Annotated in this window: 18 protein-coding genes; 11 read left to right on the top strand and 7 right to left on the bottom strand. The window is 52.1% G+C overall.

Annotation, left to right across the window (positions count from 1 at the left end; translation table 11 throughout):
- Positions 1 to 39: 39 nt before the first annotated feature.
- The 4 genes from BM025_RS16400 to BM025_RS16385 form a co-directional block, all read right to left on the bottom strand.
- Positions 40 to 831, bottom strand: coding sequence for a 23S rRNA (adenine(2030)-N(6))-methyltransferase RlmJ (locus BM025_RS16400; RefSeq protein WP_085850464.1), 792 nt, complete (start codon positions 829 to 831; stop codon positions 40 to 42).
- Positions 831 to 2,138, bottom strand: a complete 1,308-nt coding sequence (locus tag BM025_RS16395) for an HlyC/CorC family transporter (protein ID WP_085850465.1) — start codon at positions 2,136 to 2,138, stop codon at positions 831 to 833. Before BM025_RS16395 ends, BM025_RS16400 begins: the two co-directional genes overlap by 1 nt.
- A 144-nt stretch (positions 2,139 to 2,282) precedes the next feature.
- Positions 2,283 to 3,215, bottom strand: coding sequence for a site-specific tyrosine recombinase XerD (locus tag BM025_RS16390; protein ID WP_085850466.1), 933 nt, complete (start codon positions 3,213 to 3,215; stop codon positions 2,283 to 2,285).
- Positions 3,212 to 4,855, bottom strand: coding sequence for a hypothetical protein (locus BM025_RS16385; protein ID WP_085850467.1), 1,644 nt, complete (start codon positions 4,853 to 4,855; stop codon positions 3,212 to 3,214). The genes BM025_RS16390 and BM025_RS16385 overlap by 4 nt, the downstream gene beginning before the upstream one ends.
- A gap of 323 nt (positions 4,856 to 5,178) precedes the next feature.
- Here BM025_RS16385 and BM025_RS16380 point away from each other — a divergent pair, with 323 nt between their 5' ends.
- Positions 5,179 to 5,727 (top strand): shikimate kinase, encoded by a 549-nt coding sequence (locus BM025_RS16380; protein ID WP_085850468.1) that lies wholly within the window; start codon positions 5,179 to 5,181, stop codon positions 5,725 to 5,727.
- Entirely contained in the window at positions 5,724 to 6,875 is a 1,152-nt protein-coding gene (gene aroB, locus BM025_RS16375; protein ID WP_244515884.1) for a 3-dehydroquinate synthase, read from the top strand. The genes BM025_RS16380 and aroB overlap by 4 nt, the downstream gene beginning before the upstream one ends.
- A gap of 93 nt (positions 6,876 to 6,968) precedes the next feature.
- On the opposite strand, the gene ssb is transcribed toward aroB, so the two are convergent.
- Complete coding sequence (ssb, locus tag BM025_RS16370; protein WP_085850469.1) at positions 6,969 to 7,490, bottom strand: single-stranded DNA-binding protein; 522 nt, start codon at positions 7,488 to 7,490, stop codon at positions 6,969 to 6,971.
- Between the two features lie 161 nt (positions 7,491 to 7,651).
- Between ssb and BM025_RS16365 the strand changes: the two genes are divergently transcribed.
- Positions 7,652 to 8,254 carry a lytic transglycosylase domain-containing protein gene (locus BM025_RS16365; protein ID WP_085850470.1) on the top strand — a complete coding sequence of 201 codons (603 nt, stop codon included), beginning with the start codon at positions 7,652 to 7,654 and terminating at the stop codon, positions 8,252 to 8,254.
- A gap of 71 nt (positions 8,255 to 8,325) precedes the next feature.
- On the opposite strand, the gene BM025_RS16360 is transcribed toward BM025_RS16365, so the two are convergent.
- Both BM025_RS16360 and miaA read right to left on the bottom strand, forming a co-directional pair.
- The gene (locus BM025_RS16360; RefSeq protein ID WP_085850471.1) at positions 8,326 to 9,219 is read right to left on the bottom strand and encodes a helix-turn-helix domain-containing protein; all 894 of its coding nucleotides are present in this window, start codon (positions 9,217 to 9,219) and stop codon (positions 8,326 to 8,328) included.
- Between the two features lie 126 nt (positions 9,220 to 9,345).
- Complete coding sequence (gene miaA / locus BM025_RS16355) at positions 9,346 to 10,254, bottom strand: tRNA (adenosine(37)-N6)-dimethylallyltransferase MiaA (RefSeq protein ID WP_085850553.1); 909 nt, start codon at positions 10,252 to 10,254, stop codon at positions 9,346 to 9,348.
- Between the two features lie 154 nt (positions 10,255 to 10,408).
- Between miaA and pyrH the strand changes: the two genes are divergently transcribed.
- The 8 genes from pyrH (at position 10,409) to BM025_RS16315 (ending at position 19,491) form a co-directional block, all read left to right on the top strand.
- The gene (pyrH, locus tag BM025_RS16350) at positions 10,409 to 11,143 is read left to right on the top strand and encodes a UMP kinase (protein ID WP_085850472.1); all 735 of its coding nucleotides are present in this window, start codon (positions 10,409 to 10,411) and stop codon (positions 11,141 to 11,143) included.
- A gap of 81 nt (positions 11,144 to 11,224) precedes the next feature.
- Positions 11,225 to 11,788, top strand: a complete 564-nt coding sequence (gene frr, locus BM025_RS16345) for a ribosome recycling factor (RefSeq protein ID WP_085850473.1) — start codon at positions 11,225 to 11,227, stop codon at positions 11,786 to 11,788.
- Positions 11,789 to 11,911: 123 nt separating this feature from the next.
- Positions 11,912 to 12,628, top strand: a complete 717-nt coding sequence (locus BM025_RS16340) for an undecaprenyl pyrophosphate synthase (RefSeq protein ID WP_085850474.1) — start codon at positions 11,912 to 11,914, stop codon at positions 12,626 to 12,628.
- Positions 12,625 to 13,329 (top strand): phosphatidate cytidylyltransferase, encoded by a 705-nt coding sequence (locus BM025_RS16335; RefSeq protein WP_085850475.1) that lies wholly within the window; start codon positions 12,625 to 12,627, stop codon positions 13,327 to 13,329. The genes BM025_RS16340 and BM025_RS16335 overlap by 4 nt, the downstream gene beginning before the upstream one ends.
- Before the next feature lie 8 nt (positions 13,330 to 13,337).
- Positions 13,338 to 14,504, top strand: coding sequence for a 1-deoxy-D-xylulose-5-phosphate reductoisomerase (gene dxr, locus BM025_RS16330; RefSeq protein ID WP_085850476.1), 1,167 nt, complete (start codon positions 13,338 to 13,340; stop codon positions 14,502 to 14,504).
- A 50-nt stretch (positions 14,505 to 14,554) separates the two neighbouring features.
- Positions 14,555 to 15,877, top strand: a complete 1,323-nt coding sequence (gene rseP / locus BM025_RS16325) for an RIP metalloprotease RseP (protein WP_306455996.1) — start codon at positions 14,555 to 14,557, stop codon at positions 15,875 to 15,877.
- Positions 15,878 to 16,465: 588 nt separating this feature from the next.
- Complete coding sequence (bamA, locus tag BM025_RS16320) at positions 16,466 to 18,808, top strand: outer membrane protein assembly factor BamA (protein WP_085850478.1); 2,343 nt, start codon at positions 16,466 to 16,468, stop codon at positions 18,806 to 18,808.
- A gap of 95 nt (positions 18,809 to 18,903) precedes the next feature.
- Positions 18,904 to 19,491, top strand: coding sequence for an OmpH/Skp family outer membrane protein (locus BM025_RS16315; protein ID WP_139204586.1), 588 nt, complete (start codon positions 18,904 to 18,906; stop codon positions 19,489 to 19,491).
- Positions 19,492 to 19,622 lie beyond the last annotated feature (131 nt).

The raw sequence follows: 19,622 nt of genomic DNA, 5'->3' as shown, positions 1-19,622 counted from the left end.
AAACGAAAAGGTGGGCCGCAAAGCCCGCCTTTTTTGATTTCAGAGCGCGTTAAAGAGTTTGGTCAAACGCGCGGCTTCGTCTTTCAAGCCCCATGGCGTATTGACGATGAACATGCCTGATCCAATCATCCCATGCCCTTGGCGCGCGGGGGCAAAGCGTACCTCATGGTGCAATACATCGGGTAAATTCAAATCCAACAACGCGTTAGTCATAGGTTTGTGCGCGCCACCCTCAAGGATTGGATACCACAGAGCAATAATACCGACATTCCATTTGCGATGCAGTTTGGCGATATAATCTGGCAGCACGGTGTAATCGGTTTTGACCTCATAAGGTGGATCGATCAAGCACAGCCCGCGACGCGGTGTTGGTGGGCAGATGCTTTGCGCCAAAGCCAGCCCGTCTTTTTGCATCATGTTCAAGCCGACATATGAATTTGCACTGTGCATAGCAGTTTCAAGATGCGCGAACTCGGTAGGGTGCAATTCAGCCAAGCGCATGTTGTCCATATCGCGCAACAACGCCTGCGCCAAAGCGGGCGATCCAGGATATATGCTTTTGCCATGTGTGTCGGCGATGATTTTACGTGCGCGCGTATAGGGATGGTTTGCGTCAAACCAGTTGGCGACTTTCAAAATACCCGACGTGGCCTCGCCCGTCTTTTGCGCTTGTGACCCTTGCAGATCATACAAGCCGCGTCCCGCATGGGTTTCCACATAAGACAAAGGTTTGTCTTTGCGGGTCATGTAATCAATCATCACCGCCAGCAAGGCATGCTTTTGTACATCTGCCAAATTGCCGGCATGGAACCCGTGTTGATACGACAGCATCAGCGTGCCCTACGCAAAGGGCGTACTTTCAATGTTGTCAAACGGTTGGCCGTGCGTTCGACCACTTCAAAACGGTGCCCATGAAAAGAAAAAACCTGTCCGGTTGTGGGGATCATTTGTGCCTCGTGAATGACCAGACCAGCCATGGTGTTGGCTTCTTCGTCTGGTAGATTGCATTCGGTGGAGCGGTTGAAATCGCGGATTGTCATACCGCCATCCACCACCCAGCCACCGTCTTTTGATTTGACTGGCGCGTCTTCGGAAGGATCAAATTCATCCGTAATCTCGCCGACGATTTCTTCTAGAATATCTTCCAGCGTGATCAGTCCTTGCAGTGCACCGTATTCGTCAACGACCAAAGCAAAATGGGTTTGCCGCCGCAAGAATTGACGCATTTGATCATCGAGCGTTGTGGTTTCAGGCACGAAATAGGGCGTCATCGCGACCCCCAAAACATCAAAATCTGCAAGTTGCACATCGGGCAATGCTTCGTCTCGTTCGGCGTACATGCCGCGCAATAGATCTTTGGCGTGAATGACACCAACAATGTTTTCTGGATCATCGCGGTACAAGGGCAGGCGCGTGTGTGGCGATTTCAAACAGGCCTCTAACACCTCGCGGGCAGGTGTATTTGCATCGATCATTTCGATTTTAGAGCGATGAAGCATGATTTCTTCGACCGTGCGTTCGCCCAAATCAAGCGCGCCCAACAACCTGTCGCGATCTTCTTTTTCCACGGCCCCCTCGACGTGCCCCAATGCGATGGCCCCTGCGATTTCGTCTTTGAGTGCCAAAATGTGGCTGTCGGGATCGGTTTGCACGCCAAATAGGCTCAAAATACCGCGCACCAACATGCGCACAAAGCTGACAACAGGCGAAAAGACCAACACGACAACCGCAATTGGCCCCGCAACACGTGATGCAGCGGATTCAGGGTTGGTGATGGCATAGGTTTTTGGCAAAACTTCTGCAAAAACAAGCACAAGGACAGTCATGACAAGCGTCGCCAACGCCACGCCACTTTCGCCAAACACGCGCGTGAACAGGGCCGTTGCCAGCGATGTTGCTAGAATATTGACAAGATTGTTGCCAAGCAAAACAGAGCCAATCAGCCGCTCGTTGTCTTCTGTCACATCCAGCGCTTTTTGTGCGCCTTTGGTGCCTTTATCGGCTTGCGAGCGCAATTTCCCCCGCGATGCGGCGGTCAGCGCGGTTTCCGAACCGGAAAAGAACCCAGACAATATGAGCAGCCCTGCGATGGCAAGACATGTCATCCAAAAGGCTGCATCAAGCATAGTGACGTCCATTGTAGAGGCTCCAAATATCGATAATCTGCACAGTGCTGCGTGCGGTATTGCTTTGTTATTTATTAGGTTATGGGGCCGCGCTCGTCTCTGTGCAAGGGCCAGCGCAACGTGCATTGCAGGTTGATGTTAAAACGGGTCTGCTGGCTACAGGTTTGCCAGCGGATGATGGGTTAAAACCAACTCTTTGAGCCGCTCATCCAAGACATGCGTGTAAATCTCGGTTGTCGATAGATCGGCGTGACCGAGTAAGGTCTGGATGGACCGCAAATCTGCACCATTGGCCAACAAATGGGTGGCAAACGCGTGGCGCATAACGTGGGGTGTAACTTTATCCGGTGACAGGCCTGCGGCGACGGCCATGTCTTTGATCAGTTGATAAAAGCCAACACGCGTCAGATGCCCCGCTTTGCCACGGGATGGAAAGACAAAAGGCGAGGGCTTTACGCCCTTTTCAATCCGCGCGGTTTCCTCGGCAGAATCGCGCAGCTCAAGCCACTGTATCAATGCCGCACGCGCAGGCGGTGACAGCGGCACCATGCGTTCTTTGTCGCCTTTGCCGCGCACCAAAAGCATGCGTGGATCGCCCCGTACCGCAGATATCGGCAGTTCCACCAATTCAGACGCGCGCATGCCTGTTGCATAGAGCACCTCGATCAAACAAGTGTTGCGGGCGCGGTCAAAATCGTTGCGCCCAAGACTGCGCGCCGCAGTGAGCAGCTGTGCGACTTCATCTTCAGACAGTGTTTTGGGCAAGCGTTTGCTGCGCCCCGGACCACGAATTTGAATGGCAGGATTGTCGGTACGCCAGCCTTCTTCAAAGGCAAATCGGAACAGTTGTTTGATCGATGACAACCGCCGTGCGCGGGTTGATTGTGCCAGCCCCTCAGATTCACAGGCCACCAAGTAGGCTTCAACATCTGCGCGCTGTGCGGTTTCAAACGAAAGCCCTTGGGGGGTCAGCCAATCTGAAAATCCGATCAAATCACGCCCATAGGACAGGCGGGTGTTTTCTGCTGCACCGAGTTCGGCGGCTTGTGCTTCGGCGTAGCGTGAAATCCAATTGTGATCGGAACTCATCCGCGCCGCTCCAATACCAGTATTTCAAGCGCCGCGCGCCGTGCTGTGGCTTCAAGCCCTACGGCGCGAAAAAATGCAATAGCATCTGTCAGCTCGTCCAAATCGCCTGTTGCACCGCCTTCAAGCAACTCAATCGCACGCAAAATAGCTTCACCAAGTCGGTTGCCTTGCACCAATCCCGACAAGCGCACAGGAATGCCTGAGGCCCGAAACCCATCGACAATTGCACGTTTTTGGGCTGTGTTTGGCCGCTGCGCAGGCACTTCGCCCAAGGCGATAGATTTCAAGAATACGTTATCTGGTGTTAAATCCGTATCCCACGCGCCTGCGATGATTTCATAATCGGGGGACAACAAAGCGACTTCGAACGCGGTGTTGGAGGTGGCACCCGTGAGCGGTGCATCGGCAAGTTTTTGAGCAAACAGATCGGAAAAGGCAATCTGCAACCCAGATTCACCCATTTCAGACCACACCCGCCCAAGGCTTTTGCTGATAGCGCCAGGGTCGCCAGTTTTCAAAGCCGTTTCAAAATGTTGCAACGCTTCAATGCGGTCCCAAATCCCACCTGAGGCTGCGGGCAAATGTTCTGACCAAATACCAAGCCAACGGTTCGGTGTCAGCGCACCAACCCGCGCCAAACGTTCTGCTGCTCTTGCACGTGTTTTCCACCCTGCGGTTTGGCGCAAATCAGATTGGGCAAAGGCAAGTGGCAGCGCATTGGTTGATATTGGCTCTCCGATGGCTTCCATCATGCGAAAGGTCAAAGGGGTCGGTTGGCTGGGCGCGGGCAGGGGCGGTTCGCCTTCGAACAGTTCAGGGTCTAAAAAGCGTGCCAAAAGCGCGCTGTCTTCTGGGGATATCAGCTGCAAAGCTGTGCTGGTTTCAAGCGTCAAAGCCGCAGCACTCCAATCGCCATCCCGGGCCAAACAAAAAATACGCGTGGGCAAAGCTGGCGACAGCCCGCGCGTGGTTTTCAACTGCGCGCATGCTTCGTTTTCTGTGCCCATCAACAATTTTGCATCAAACGCGCGGCGAAAAATATCAGGCGCACTGGAGCCTGCACGCTCCATCAAAGCATCGGCTTCTTCAATTAAACCTTGCGACAACAGCGCATCGACGCGGGCAAGAAACAATCGCCCATCTTGTCTGGCGCCCAAAGGTGGATCAAGTTCAGCCAAAATCAGCGTGTTCAAGAGACGTCGTGAGGCGGGTAAAAGATTGGTTTGGTTCGAAATAGATGTCAGTCTGCGCCCTAAATCCAATGTCTTTGATGCGCCCCAAAGATCACGCGGCAAACCCGTTTGCGCAGCACTCAGCAAGCCCACAGCATCGACTTGCGGGGCATCTATCGGGCGTGTGGTGACGTTTTCGGGCAGCGCATTTTGCGAAATATCATTGCGCAGGCTGACTGGGGCTGAGGGCTGGGTTCGCATGGGGGCACTGCGCGGTGCATCCAGCGATTGTGTCAGCCAATTGATTGCAGACAAAGGTTTGTCTGGTGAGATGTCTTGCGCCGCAGAATATGTAATGCTGCCCATGACAAACAGCGCAGCCAAAGCCTGTGTTCCTGCGCGTTTGGTCCTTTGGTGAAAGGCACATTTTGCGCTGGACACAGCACTGCGGCCCGAAACGGCTGTCATAGGCTGCGTCCTATTTTAAGGTCAGGGTCACGGGGGTGCTGACTTGGGCGTGCTGAGGGGCCAAATCGCCCACGTAAGCAAAGGCCACAAAGCCAAGCGCGCATAAAGCCACTGTCATCATTAATAGACGTCCAAAGAATTTTCGCATCGATATGCCTCCAATTTGACCTGTCTTATGAATGGTTTTGACAGGTTTTATCTGCCTATGACAGGTTTTCGCATTTTTATATATGGAAATTCTGCCAATATCACGCCATTGAGGAACACAAATCTAAGTGAGCAATAAATTGCCGTGTATTGCAAGCACGTGCGCTGGGGAGAACATGGTCAAAGGTCTTAAAAAAACGGTTGCCCTTGTTGGTATGATGGGCGCTGGTAAAACGGCTGTCGGCAAAGCGATTGCGCTCAGTCTTGATGTGCCGTTTTTGGACTCTGATGCAGAAATAGAACGTGCTGCAGATCGTTCAATCGCTGAAATCTTTGAACGTGACGGCGAGCGGTTTTTTCGCAGCAAGGAATCCCAAGTCATCACGCGCCTATTGGAAGATGAACAATGCATTTTGTCGACAGGTGGCGGTGCATTTATGACAGCGGAAAACCGAGATTTTATTGCCGCAAAAGGTGTCGCCGTTTGGTTGAAGGCGGATCTTGATATTTTATGGCAGCGTGTGCGCCACAAAAGCACACGACCCTTGCTGCAAACTGATAACCCTTTTGAAACGTTGAAAGAGTTGGTTGAGGTGCGTGAGCCTATTTATGCCAAAGCAGGCATTGTCGTTGATGCAGAACCTGCATTGAGCATCGAACAAATGGCCCAAAAAGTAATCGCGGCGCTGGTGGCGCATGGCGGGATTGTAAAGGACGAAACATGAGCAACACCGATCAAAATAACGCCCTTGGCCTGTTCCAAACTGTTCATGTGCCGCTGGGGGATCGCGCCTATGATGTGCGCATTGGGGAAGGTTTGATTGACCGCGCTGGCGCCCATATCGCACCGCTTTTGGGTAAGAAAAAGCGCGTTTGTGTGATCACGGAAAACAACGTTGCCAAGCTGCATCTTGATGCTTTGCGTACTGGGCTGGCACAGGCCGGTATCGACATGGAGGCGCTGATTTTGCCAGCAGGAGAAAGCACAAAATGCTGGGCTGAGTTAACCAAATCGGTCGAATGGCTGTTGGAGCAAAAAGTTGAACGCAATGATGTTGTCGTGGCGTTTGGCGGTGGTGTGATCGGTGATTTGGCGGGGTTTGCTGCATCGATCTTGCGCCGTGGTGTGCGCTTTGTGCAAATTCCAACGTCGCTTTTGGCGCAGGTTGATAGTTCCGTTGGTGGCAAAACGGGTATCAATTCGCCCGCTGGTAAAAACCTGATCGGTGCCTTTCATCAGCCCGCTTTGGTGCTCGCGGATGTCAGTGCGCTTGGTACATTGACGACACGCGATTTTCTATCTGGCTGCGGCGAAGTGGTGAAATACGGCATGCTTGGTGACGAGACATTTTTTGAATGGCTTGAACAAAACGGGCCTTTGATGGCTGCTGGTGACGTGGCCGCACGGACCTATGCAGTTAAGCGATCTGTCGAAATGAAAGCCGAAATTGTTGTGCGCGACGAGACGGAGCAGGGCGATCGTGCGTTGCTTAATCTTGGCCATACATTCTGTCATGCGCTTGAGGCGGCAACAGGATATTCGAACCGGCTTTTGCATGGTGAAGGCGTTGCGATTGGCTGTGCTTTGGCGTTTGAGCTGTCTGCGCGCTTGGGTTTGTGCAGCCAAGAGGCACCAAGCCGTGTGCGTGCGCAGATTAAAGCCATGGGGATGAAATGCGACTTGAAAGATATTGAGGGCGATCTACCAGATGCCGAAGCGTTGGTCGCATTGATGGCGCAAGATAAAAAGGTTCTTGATGGTCAGCTGCGCTTTATTTTGGCGCGCTCTATTGGCGACAGTTTTGTCACTTCTGGTGTGGCGCAAGATATGGTTTTGACCTTGCTTCGTGAAGCATTAGAAGACCGTATGTAGCGCTGCGACGTATTACATGACTGTGATCGATGCATCTTGAATGCAAAAAGCCCCACCATTTGGCGGGGCTTTTTCTGTAGATTTTCTTTTGATTTAAAACGGAATTTCGTCGTCATCCATTGAAGAACGCCCGCCGCCTGATCCGCCTTGAGATCCGCCGCCATTGCCGCCACCCATGCTGCCGCCATCGTTATAGCCGCCACCGGATGGGCCACTGTCGTAACCGCCACCTTGGCCGCCACCGCTTTGGCCGCCGCCTTCGCCGCGTCCATCAAGCATGGTCAAAACGCCGTCAAACCCTTGTAGCACGATTTCGGTGCTGTAGCGGTCTGCGCCAGATTGGTCTTGCCATTTACGGGTTTGAAGTTTGCCTTCGATGTAGACCTTTGAGCCTTTGCGCAGGTATTGTTCTGCGATGCGCACAAGACCTTCTTGGAAAATCGCGACAGAGTGCCATTCGGTGCGCTCTTTGCGTTCGCCGGTTGTGCGATCTTTCCATGTTTCAGACGTTGCGATGCGCAGGTTGCACACTTTGCCGCCGTTTTGGAATGTGCGCACTTCAGGGTCGCGCCCCAAATTGCCAATGATGATCACTTTATTGACCGAACCCGCCATATCGCGTCTCCCGTTAGATTCTGATTTGTTCTGTTACAACACTCTGTGACGGTCTTTGAAAGGGCAAAATCGGCGAAAGGCTGCTGTTTCGTCTCTGTGGGGCTAGGAATGTGGGTAGACCGTCGCTATGTTTGCGCAGAATTATATTAGGTTGGAAATTTATGCTGCAGATCAAAAAGACAGGTGTCTGTGCCTTTGTGCTTTTGGCGATAGGTCTTGGTCAATCCCCAGCCATGGCCGAAGAATTGATCTTTTCAACCAAATCGCGGTCATCGATTTATGCATCGCAATTGAGTGTTTTAGATGGGCGCGCCGCTCAGCAATACTCAGGGTCGGTGTCTTTAAAGCCTATGACAACAGCAATCCCAGGGGCGGCAGGTCTGCCCTATACGGGGTCTTACAGGGGCGAATATTTAGCCCATGCGCGCACAATAGCGCGACGTCATAATGTGCCTGCAGATTTGTTTTTACGGTTGATCCAGCAAGAAAGCGGATGGAATCCGAAAGCGAAATCGCACAAAGGCGCACTTGGTTTGACGCAGTTGATGCCGCAAACAGCCCGCGTTTTGGGGGTCGATCCGCATGATCCCAAACAAAATCTAGAAGGCGGCGCGCGGTACTTGCGTCAGATGTACAATAAGTTTGGTTCGTGGCGTTTGGCGTTGGCCGCTTATAATGCTGGTCCCGGTGCGGTGGAAAAATACGGCGGTGTTCCACCTTATAAAGAGACCAAAAACTACGTGCGAGTGATTTGGGGCAGCTAAGCGCCAAACTTTCTGCTGACTTATCTAAAATTTAGTTTCAAACACCGCAATTGTGCGCTGCTAAAGCCGTGCTAATCCGCTTTGCGAAACGCACTGGGTGAGATGCCCGTTTGTTTGTGAAAGGCCCGCGTGAAATAGGCGGGGGATTGAAACCCAAGCGTTTCACCGATGGATTTGACCGGATATTTTGTTTCTTTCAACATGCGGCGCGCTTCATAATGCACGCGGTCTGACACGATCGCAGAGGCTGGACGACCACAGGCTGTGTTACATGCGCGCGATAGATGTGTCGGCGTGACGCCAAGGGCGGCAGCGTAATCACTGACACTGTGGGTTGTGCGGAAATCTTTTTCGACAAGGGCCGTAAAAGCGGCGGTCAATTTGCGCGAGGCATCAGGTGTCATGTCGTAATCAGGCATGTTTTCCATTTGCCGTTCCAACCACACAGAAATCAGCCCAGCTTGTAGCGCCAAAGCGCGATCTTTGCTGGGGCCATCATGGTCAATTTCGCGCGCGAGCGTGTCGATCATATGGGTGACTTCATTTTGCTGGGTCAGATCAGAAAATCGCAAATGCAGCGGTATTTCGGGCAAGCCAAGAGCGGGGTCATCCGACAGATGCACTATCGAGCCATAGGTTTGTCCGATCACTTCAAAACCATACATCGTTTGCTTGGGCAAAAAGATCAGATTGTGACCGCCAAAGCCGTGCGTGACACCTGAAATGGTGATCCGACCTTGGCCACGTGTAAACCACAGCAGCGCCGGAGACCGATGACTGCGCATGGCTTCGGTCCGCCATTTGGCGTTCGACGATGTCATGCGCGCTAAAGGATCAACACGGTAAGCGGGCGGCATTGGAATCTCGGTCACGATGTTTGCCTGCGCGCGTGGCTTATTGGCCGCAGGGCGTTTTTGTGCCGCGAGCGTGCCAAGTGGAGGGGAATTGAAAATTTTATTCGTCATAAGGGACGCTGCGAGCCTGCTGTTTTGTGTTCAACTTAGTTTAGACCTTGAAGGGCGCAGGTCAATAATATTTTGTCTTTAAAAACAATAGTATATGTGACTTTTGCCCGGATCCGCAATACCTTGTTATGGCAGCGATATCTTGTGGTAATTTTTCATCCGTGCCCTAAACCAAGTGCGTTGGCGTTTGGCAAATTGCCGCGTTGCGATGGTTGCTGCCTCTTGAGCGGCCTCTAACGTCATATCGCCCTGCAGATATTTTATGAGTTCTGGCGCACCGATGGCTTTTGATGCGGGCAGAGTTGGGTCCCAAGTTGCCAGATTGTCTTTTGCCTCATCCAGTGCGCCTTGATCCAGCATCATTTGAAACCTTTGGGCGATTCTATCATTCAGCCACTCTTTCTCGGCGTCCATCACGATGGGATACGCGCTTGTGAGCGACAATGCAGGGGGCGGCGTGTCCGCTTGCCATGCCGCCAGTCCGCGACCTGTTGCTTGCAAAACTTCCCACGCGCGCTGCACCCGCATCGGGTTCAGGCGATCGACTTTTGCAGCGGTTTCAGGGTCTTGGGTATCTAGATCGGCCAATAATCCTGCGTGTGATCCCTCTGTCGCGCGTCTTGCGTTGCCATCTGCACGAATATGATCTGGGGTTGGGGGGATTTCCACCAAACCTTCGGTGAGAGCCGAAAAATACAGACCTGTTCCGCCGACAAAAATAGGCCGCTGCGACCCCGTCAGATAAGGCGCCGCATCGCGCAGCCAGTGTCCAACCGAATAGCCGCTGGCACCATCCACATGCCCATAAAGCGCATGAGGGGCTTGCATTTCATCCTCAACTGACGGGCGCGCCGTTAAAATACGCCAGTTGTCAAAGACTTGCAGTGCGTCCGCATTGATAATCACGCCGCCTTGGATTTCGGCAATTTCAAGCGCTAAGGCTGATTTTCCAGATGCCGTTGGCCCCGCAATCAACACAGGTTGCTCGGGGGACAGGGCTGCAAGGTGATGTGAAGCATGAGCGGATACAGACATGAACAGGCCTTTGCGTCGGAATGAATTCAGGTGGGAAATTCCCTGCCTGTAAGTTTTATGGACATGCGCCGTCTTTTTTGTCTCGGCGTCATTGAATATTGCCGCATTTTGGCGCATTTTGGCGCGAAATAGCAGATACATTAGGGGATACCTCATGAGCGATCAGGATCAAGGCCAATCCAGCAAGAAATATAAGCGCGTGATGCTTAAAATTTCTGGAGAGGCGCTGATGGGGGATCAAGGCTTTGGCCTGCACCCGCCCACCGTCGAACGCATTGCCCGCGAAGTGAAAACTGTTCACGACATGGGTGTCGAAATTTGTATGGTCATCGGTGGCGGCAATATTTTTCGCGGGCTGCAAGGGTCTGCACAAGGGATGGAACGCACCACTGCCGATTACATGGGCATGTTGGCCACAGTGATGAATGCGCTGGGAATGCAGGCCGCGATGGAAGACTTGGGCATCCACACCCGCGTGATTTCCGCCATTACGATGAATGAAGTGGCCGAACCCTACATTCGCCGCCGTGCGGTGCGTCACTTGGAAAAAGGTCGCGTGTGTATTTTTGCTGCTGGTACGGGCAATCCCTATTTCACCACAGACACGGCCGCCACATTGCGTGCCAATGAAATGGCCTGCGAAGCGATCTTTAAAGGCACCAAAGTGGATGGCGTTTACGACAAAGATCCCGCCAAGCACGATGATGCCAAACGCTATGACAAAGTCACCTACGACGAAGTTCTCGCTCAGCATTTGAATGTGATGGATGCCTCTGCAATCGCACTGGCGCGGGACAACGATTTGCCGATTATTGTCTTTTCTCTGGACGAGCCTGGCGGCTTCAAAGGGATTTTGGCGGGCGAAGGCACCTATACAATCGTCAATTGATACAGATATAAGAGTACAACACGCTGGCAGGGTTTCAAACTTTGCCAGTGCTTTTATAGACTAAGACCAAGGGAACACCCCATGTCAGATGACTTTCTACTCGACACCGATGATCTGTCCAAACGTATGGACGGCGCGATTGCCAATCTGCGCGTTGAACTTGCGTCCTTGCGCACCGGACGTGGATCTGGGTCCATGCTTGAGCCTATTATGGTTGACGCTTACGGTTCTATGACGCCGATCAACCAAGTTGGTACTGTGAACGTCCCCGAACCTCGCATGGTTACGATCAACGTGTGGGACAAGGGTCTTGTGGGCAAAGTTGAAAAAGCCATCCGCGAAAGTGGTCTGGGCATCAATCCACAGCTGAACGGCACGATTATCATGCTACCCATTCCTGAGTTGAACGAAGAGCGTCGCCGTGAATTGACCAAAGTGGCCGCTGGCTATGCGGAAAGCGCACGCGTGTCTATTCGCAACATTCGCCGTGACGGGATGGATCAGATCAAGAAAGCCAAAAACGATGGCATGTCTGAAGATGATCAAAAGATTTGGGAAGAAGAAGTCCAAGATATGACCAATACCCATATCAAAAAGGTGGATGAAACGCTTGAAAATAAGCAATCTGAGATCATGCAGGTTTAGCATTTTTATCACTGTATCGCCCGCGATAGATTGTTTTACAGATCGCGTAAGGGCTTGGTCCAATCGGCCTTGCCCTGCGCGTTATGCGCTTTCCATTCGGACCGTTTAAGGAGATTTAGGTTCATGCCCGACTGCCAATCCGGTCCAAAACATGTCGCCATTATCATGGATGGCAATGGCCGTTGGGCCCAGTTAAAGGGCAAGCCGCGTCTTTTTGGGCATCACGCAGGGGCCAAGCGGGTCAAAGAAATCGTGCGGGCCTGTCCGAGTTTGGGCGTCAAATACTTAACGATTTTTGCCTTTTCGACTGAAAACTGGAAACGCACCCAAACCGAAGTCTCTGGTCTGATGTCGTTGTTTCGGCGCTATATTTCCAGCGAGATGAAAGATTTGGTCAAAGAGGGCGTGCGTGTGCGTTTTATTGGCGACCGCCCGCGCTTGGACAGCAAATTGATTAAACTTATGGATAGTCTAGAAGAAACGACATCCATGAATGAAAACGTGCACCTTACCATCGCGCTGAACTATGGAGGGCGCGACGAAGTGGCCCGTGCTGTAAAAGAATTGGCGAGAGATGTGTCTTTGGGCAATCTGGACGCTGAAACGGTCGACGAAACCACACTGACGCGCTATCTCGACACCCGTGTGTTGCCCGATCCCGATTTGGTGATCCGCACCTCTGGCGAAGCGCGTATTTCTAACTTTTTGCTCTGGCAATCGGCCTATGCCGAATATGAATTCATCGACACGCTGTGGCCTGATTTTACCAAAGATGTCTTTGCCGAGTGCACCGATCGCTACGCTGCCCGTGATCGCAGATTTGGCGGATTGAAGCCATGACGGACACCCCCGTAAAACCTGCACGCAACTGGCGTGATTTGGGGCCGCGCATGGTCTCTGCGCTGGTGATGCTGGTCGTTGGTGTGCTGGTCATCTTGGCTGGTCACACAGCGTTTGAAATGCTTTTATCGGTGATGGCGATCATTGGATGTTGGGAATTTTACAACATGGCCCGCCATAAATCCCACACAGACGACGGTCTTGTGATCAAAGATTTTTATGCGCTCGCTGCGTATTTTGTCTTGTTTATTCTGGGGCTTGTTGGGCTTTGGGGGCTGTCTATAATGACTGGTCCCGCAGGATTGTTCTACATTATAGCGCTTGTCGTGGCGACAGACACGATGGGGTATTTCGTTGGGCGCTCTGTGGGCGGTAAGAAATTTTGGCCAAGTGTGAGCCCTAAAAAAACATGGTCTGGCGTCATCGGTGGCTGGGTTGGAGCCGCATTGGTTGCAACCGTTGTCGCGGTCTTGATGCAAGGGATGCACATCGGCGTTTTGCAAGGCGTGATGATCGTCGTATTTTCTGTACTGCTGTCGTTTGCTTCGCAATTGGGTGACATCGCACAAAGCGCGCTTAAGCGCCGGATGGGGGTCAAAGACAGCTCGAATATCATCCCCGGCCATGGCGGCGTTTTGGACCGCTTTGATGCCTTGCTTGCGGTCGGTGCTGTGTTGTTTCTCTTGCGACTGATCATGTGAGGCGCCATTTGAAACGCATTTCTATTTTTGGAGCTACAGGTTCAATCGGGCAGTCAACGATTGATCTGATCAAACGTGACCAAGCGGCCTATAATGTTGTGGCGCTGACAGGTGGGGCGAATATCGCGCAGCTCGCCAAAGACGCCCGCGCTTTGGGGGCGCAAATTGCCGTCACCGCTTATGAAAGTCACCTACCTGAGTTGCGTGATGCGCTTGCTGGCACGGGGATTGAAACTGCCGCAGGGCAGGCGGCCTTGATCGAGGCTGCGGCGCGCCCTGCAGATTGGATCATGTCCGCGATTGTCGGCGCTGCGGGGCTTGCCCCTGGGTTTGAAGCACTCAAACACGGCACCTGTCTGGCATTGGCGAACAAAGAAAGCCTTGTCACTGCGGGCCCGCTTTTATTGGCCGAGGCAGCAAAGCACGGGGCACGGATTTTGCCGGTGGATTCTGAACATTCCGCTGTGTTTCAAGCGCTCGTTGGCGAACGTATTTGCGAAGTTGAACGGGTGATTATCACCGCCTCAGGCGGGCCGTTTCGCAACTGGAGCGCAGAGCAGCTTAAGGGCGCGACCTTGGCGCAGGCGGGCAAACACCCGTCGTGGGACATGGGGCAAAGGATCACTATTGATTCTGCATCCATGTTTAATAAAGCATTAGAGGTCATTGAAACTAAAGAATACTTTGGTCTCAATCCTGATCAAATCGAAGTCATCATCCATCCCGGATCGTACATTCATGCGCTTGTCGGATTTAAAGACGGGGCTTTGATGGCCCACATGGGCATGCCCGATATGCGTCACGCCATCGGGTATGCGCTGCATTGGCCTGAGCGCCGCGATTTGCCTGTTGAGCGTCTTGACTTAGTCAAGCTGGGATCATTGCAATTTGAAGCCCCCGATGACACACGTTTCCCCGCGCTGCGCCTTGCGCGCGAGGTGATGGATACGGGCGGATTGGCGGGCGCTGTATTCAACGCCGCCAAAGAAGCGGCTTTGGATATGTTTATCGCGGGGCAGATCGGTTTTACTGATATGGCCGTGGTTGTTGAACGTGTGCTCGCGCAAATGTCACCCGATTTGGGCCGATCAAAGGTCCAAATGTCGCTTGAAACCGTGTATGACGCTGATGATGAGGCACGTAAACGTGCAGATGCTGTGCGTACGACGCTTTAAAATAAATAAAACCGTAATAAGACGATGATAAAACAGGACGTATGGATACGATGAGCAGTCTTTTTTCCCTATTCGGCAACGGTCTTTTTACAACAGTGGTGTTCATCATCGCTTTGTCGATTATCGTCGCGATCCATGAATACGGCCATTATATTGTTGGGCGGTGGTGCGGTATCAAAGCGGATGTGTTCTCGCTTGGATTTGGCAAACCCTTATATCAGCGCACGGACAAACGCGGTACGGTGTGGCAAATCGCGGCCATCCCTTTGGGGGGCTATGTGAAATTTTCTGGTGATGCCAATGCGGCCTCTGCGCCAGATCCTTCTAGCGTTGAAAACATGCCCGAAAATGATCGCCGTCACACGATGCACGGTGCGCCACTTTGGGCGCGCACGTTGACTGTGGCCGCTGGTCCTGTGTTCAATTTCATCTTTTCTTTTTTGATTTTCATATGCCTCATGCTGTTTTACGGACAGGTTCAGGATCGTTTGATCGTGGATAAAATCACGCCTGTACCTGTACAGATGGACCTTATGACTGGCGATGAAATTCTGAGTATTGAAGGTCAAGACGTGCCTGATGTGGCCAATCTCGGGTCATTCATCAACGATTTACCGCGTAAAGCTGTGCTCAGTTATACTGTGCTGCGTGATGGCGACCGCGTCACAGTCAATGCATCGCACCCGCATCCTGTGCTTGTATCGGATGTTTCAGTGAAATCTGCTGCACGACGCGCGGGGATTGAGGTGGGCGACGTCATCACCGCCATCGATGGTACTCAGCTGCCAACGTTTTTGGACCTGCAAGAGGCTGTTAAGGCAAAAAACGGCGCTGATATGGTGCTGAGCGTCTGGCGCGCGGGCGAAACCTTTGACGTGACGATCGCAGCTTTGCCACGTGATTTGCCATTGCCTGACGGCGGGTTTGAAACCCGTTGGTTGATTGGTATCAGCGGCGGATTTTTCTTTAGCCCTGCCACGGAAACTTTGCCGTTTTGGGACGCTGTCACAACGTCTGCACGCCAAGTGTGGGGCATCATCACCATGTCTGTGTCTGCCATCGGTCACATGATCACGGGGGCCATTTCCACCTGCAACATGTCCGGCGCGATTGGCATGGCGCAATTCGTAGGCAGCGCACCAACTTTAGGTGATTACATTGGCAATATTGCGCTGATTTCCACCGCCATTGGGATGCTGAACCTATTTCCAATCCCTGTTTTAGATGGCGGGCATCTGGTGTTCTACGCCTATGAAGCGATACGCGGTAAGCCTTTGCCCGACCGCGCTGTCAACCTAATGATGATGATCGGTATGGCTGTTATTTTGTCTATTATGGTTCTGGGGCTGTCCAGCGATCTGTTCTGTAAATAAAGCACAATCAGCGGTTCGCAGGCGTCCCATTGGGCCAGTTTGATGTACAATACTCATTCAAGATTATAGGGCCGCCGCGTGCTGCGGCCCCATTCTTGCCATAATTTTTTGTTAATTATATTTTTAAGGTAAATATAAAATTTTACTGGATGTGTGTTTTTTGGGGAATATTCCTCAAAGAGTTTTCCTCGAAACCACGTCTATATGTAGAGTGAGGTCAATCATGACAGCAATCATAGCGAGTTATAACAGCATTTCTATGCTGGCCAGTTTGAACTGGGATCGCCTTTTATACGGTGCGACTATCGCCGTCGCACTTGTTGTTGGTTCCATGTTTGGTAATCTATTTTTATAGACCCGTAGCATCCAAACACATCGCAAAAGAGATGCTCAACTGACGTTGGGTGATGTTTATGTTGCACGCTATACCACTAAGATAACGCTGAAAGAGCTAGGGCACCCCGCTGGTTGCCCTTTTTGCTGTGGGGCAAAGAGATGCCGCTTAGACACGCTGGATGCGCGCGCCTTTTGACAAGGGCAAATATTCCCGTTACTCAACTTATAACTTGGGTCAATGAGAAAGCTGTCATGCGGTTTCAAAAACGTGGAATTCACACCATCCTGCGCGGCTCTTTGCCGCGTGCTCTTGCACTTTCATGTGCAGCTTTTGCAATGGGATCAACCTCTTACATTGCTTTTCCCAGTGCTGCTTATGCGCAAGAGTTTCGGTTTAACTCTGTCGCGATTGAAGGCAATGGACGGGTTTCTTCAGATACGATTTTGTCCTACGCGGGAATCGTGCGTGGGCAAGGGGTCTCTGCCGGCGAATTGAATGACGCATATCAACGTGTTTTGGGCTCCGGATTGTTTGAATCTGTTGAATTTGTGCCAGAAGGCGCGCGTTTGGTGATTAAAGTCGCTGAATTCCCAACCGTGTCGCGGATCAACATCGAAGGAAACAGCAAGGTCAGTGACGACAGTTTGCTGCCTGCGATCAAAACCCAAGCCCGCCGCGCCTATTCCCCCGCAACGGTCGAATTTGACGCTGCCACGATTACAGAAATTTATGAGACCAAAGGCCAATTGGCCGCCACAGTCACGCCGCGCATCATCCGCAGAAACGACAACCGCGTTGATGTTGTGTTTGAAGTGACCGAGGGCAAAGGCGTTGAAATCGAGCGCCTGACATTCGTGGGTAACCGCGATTTCTCGGACACACGTTTGCGCCGCGTTTTGGAATCCAAGCAAGCTGGCGTATTTCGCTTTTTGGTTGGCCGCGATACATTCGCCGAAGACCGTGTTGAATTCGACAAACGCGTTTTGACGGATTTCTACACGTCACGCGGTTATGTCGATTTCGAAATTTTGAATGTCGCCGCTGAATTTTCACGCGAACGCAATGCGTATTTCTTGACGTTCAACGTGCGCGAAGGCCAAAGCTTTGATTTTGGCACTGTCAGCACGGTGTCTGAAGTGCCCGAAGCGGATGCTGCTGAGTTCAATAAAGTTCTCAACATTCGCTCTGGCCAGACATATTCACCGGTTGCCGTTGAAAATGTCGTTGAGCGTATGGAACGTTTGGCGACCAAAAAAGGCATCGATTTCTTGCGCGTTGAGCCACGCGTCACGCGCAATGATCGCTCACAAGCGCTCGATATCGAATTTGTGCTCATACGCGGCCCACGTGTTTTTGTGGAACGTATCGACATTGAAGGCAACGCCACCACACTGGACCGTGTTGTACGTCAACAGTTCCGCGTTGTTGAGGGCGATCCATTCAATCCCCGCGAAATCCGCGAATCCGCCAGCCGCATTCGTGCGCTTGGGTTCTTTAGCGATGCACGGGTTGATGCCCGCGCCGGCTCTTCTGAGCAGCAGGTGATTGTGGATGTAGACGTTGATGAGGCACCAACAGGTAGCTTTTCATTCGGTGCAAATTATTCGGTGTCTTCGGGCGCTAACTTGATTGCGTCTTACAGCGAATCGAACTTTTTGGGCCGTGGACAGCGACTGTCCTTTAACCTGACCACGCAACTTGATGACGGGAACCTGTCGTTCAATTTTGTGGAACCAGCGTTCCTTGGTCGCGATGTGGCCTTTGGCCTGTCCGCATCATATGGGCTGTCAAACCCAAGCTATTCCGATCACACAGAAAGACAGCTGTATGTATCGCCAAGCCTAACATTCCCCGTGTCTGAGCGTGGTCGTTTGGCTGTACGCTACCGTGCTGGGATGAGTGAACTGACAAACCCCGATGCTAATGTTCTACCTGATATCATCCAAAGTGATGTTGATGATGGGCGGGTCTTTGAGCAATCTGTCGGCTACACTTATAGCTTTGATACGCGCCGCAATGGTGTCAATCCAAATGCAGGGTTCTCATTTAAATTCAGCCAAGACTATGCTGGCCTTGGGGGCGATGTCGCATATCTGCGCAGCACTGCCGAACTTGCAGCCGAAACCAAAGTCATGAACGAAGCGGTGACTTTGCGCGCCAGCATCGAAGGCGGTGCCATCAAGGGCGACGGCATGGACACGCGTGTTTCAGATCGTTTCTTTTCAGGTACATCTATCATTCGCGGGTTTGAACCTGGCGGCATTGGCGCACGCGATCAGGCCGATGCGGATGGCGTTGCGTTGGGTGGCAATTACTACGCCGCTGCACGTTTAGAGGCGAATTTCCCATTGGGACTGCCAGAAGAATACGGGATCAAAGGCGGGTTGTTCTTGGATCACGGGTCTGTCTGGGGGCTTGATAATAACATTGATGCAGCCGGCAGCGATGATTTGAACTGGCGCACGGCTATTGGGGCGTCCATCTTTTTGAAAACCCCCATTGGTCCTTTGCGGTTTAACTTTTCACGGGCCTTGCAAAAAGAAGACTACGACAGCGTGCAAAACTTTGATTTGACCATCGCGACCGAGTTCTAAACGTGAGGCAGATCTGGTCAGTTTGTTTGGGGATTTGTGCCAGCGCAGTGCTTGTTTTGACATCCGCTGCGGCACAAGACACCTTGGACACGCCAATGGATCTGCCTCGTGTTACGCTTGATACAAATGCTGCAACGCCCGCGCCCTCTGGGCAGGTGTTGCATGCGCCGATCATTGCGTTTGACCGAGAAAAAATCTTTCTCGAGTCCAAACTGGGACAGGCGCTTGACGCGAAAATTGAAACGTTGCGCGCCGAACTTGTGGCCGAAAATGATGAAATCTACGCAGATTTAGAAGCAGAAGAACAAAATCTTTCAGCTCTTAAAGACAGCTTGTCCAGCGCCGCTTTCAAATTTAAAGCGGATGCGTTTGACGCCAAAGTGACCGCCATTCGATCAGAGCAAAAGGCCAAATCAGATGCCGTGCAGCAGGCTTATGACCAAGGAGCGCGTGATTTTGAGCAAAATTTGAATGTTGTTCTCACACAGATTGCCCGCGAAGTGGGCGCCGTTGCAGTGTTTGAACGCAAGCAAATATATTTGATGTCGGGCAGTATTGATATTTCGGTCGAAGCCGTCAGGCGATTGGATGCCCAGATAAACACTAAGTCAGACACGGATGCAGACATCGAAGGCAAAGATGATATCGGGGCAACTGTCCCCACTGATACGACTGACCCGTAGACAAAGCCATAAACGAACATGCTGACTTGTCAGGACAAGGCACCATTGGTACACACATGCTCTCACGCACAAACGTGACACTGCGTGGCCAGCCTTGAAATGCCCCAACGACCACCGACGATTGGAGGCGC

It is taken from the genome of Pacificibacter marinus, assembly GCF_900109555.1.
GTDB lineage: Bacteria > Pseudomonadota > Alphaproteobacteria > Rhodobacterales > Rhodobacteraceae > Celeribacter > Celeribacter marinus_C.
The sequence above is the reverse complement of the archived record's forward strand: the minus strand, read 5'-3'. Positions and strand labels throughout refer to the sequence as shown.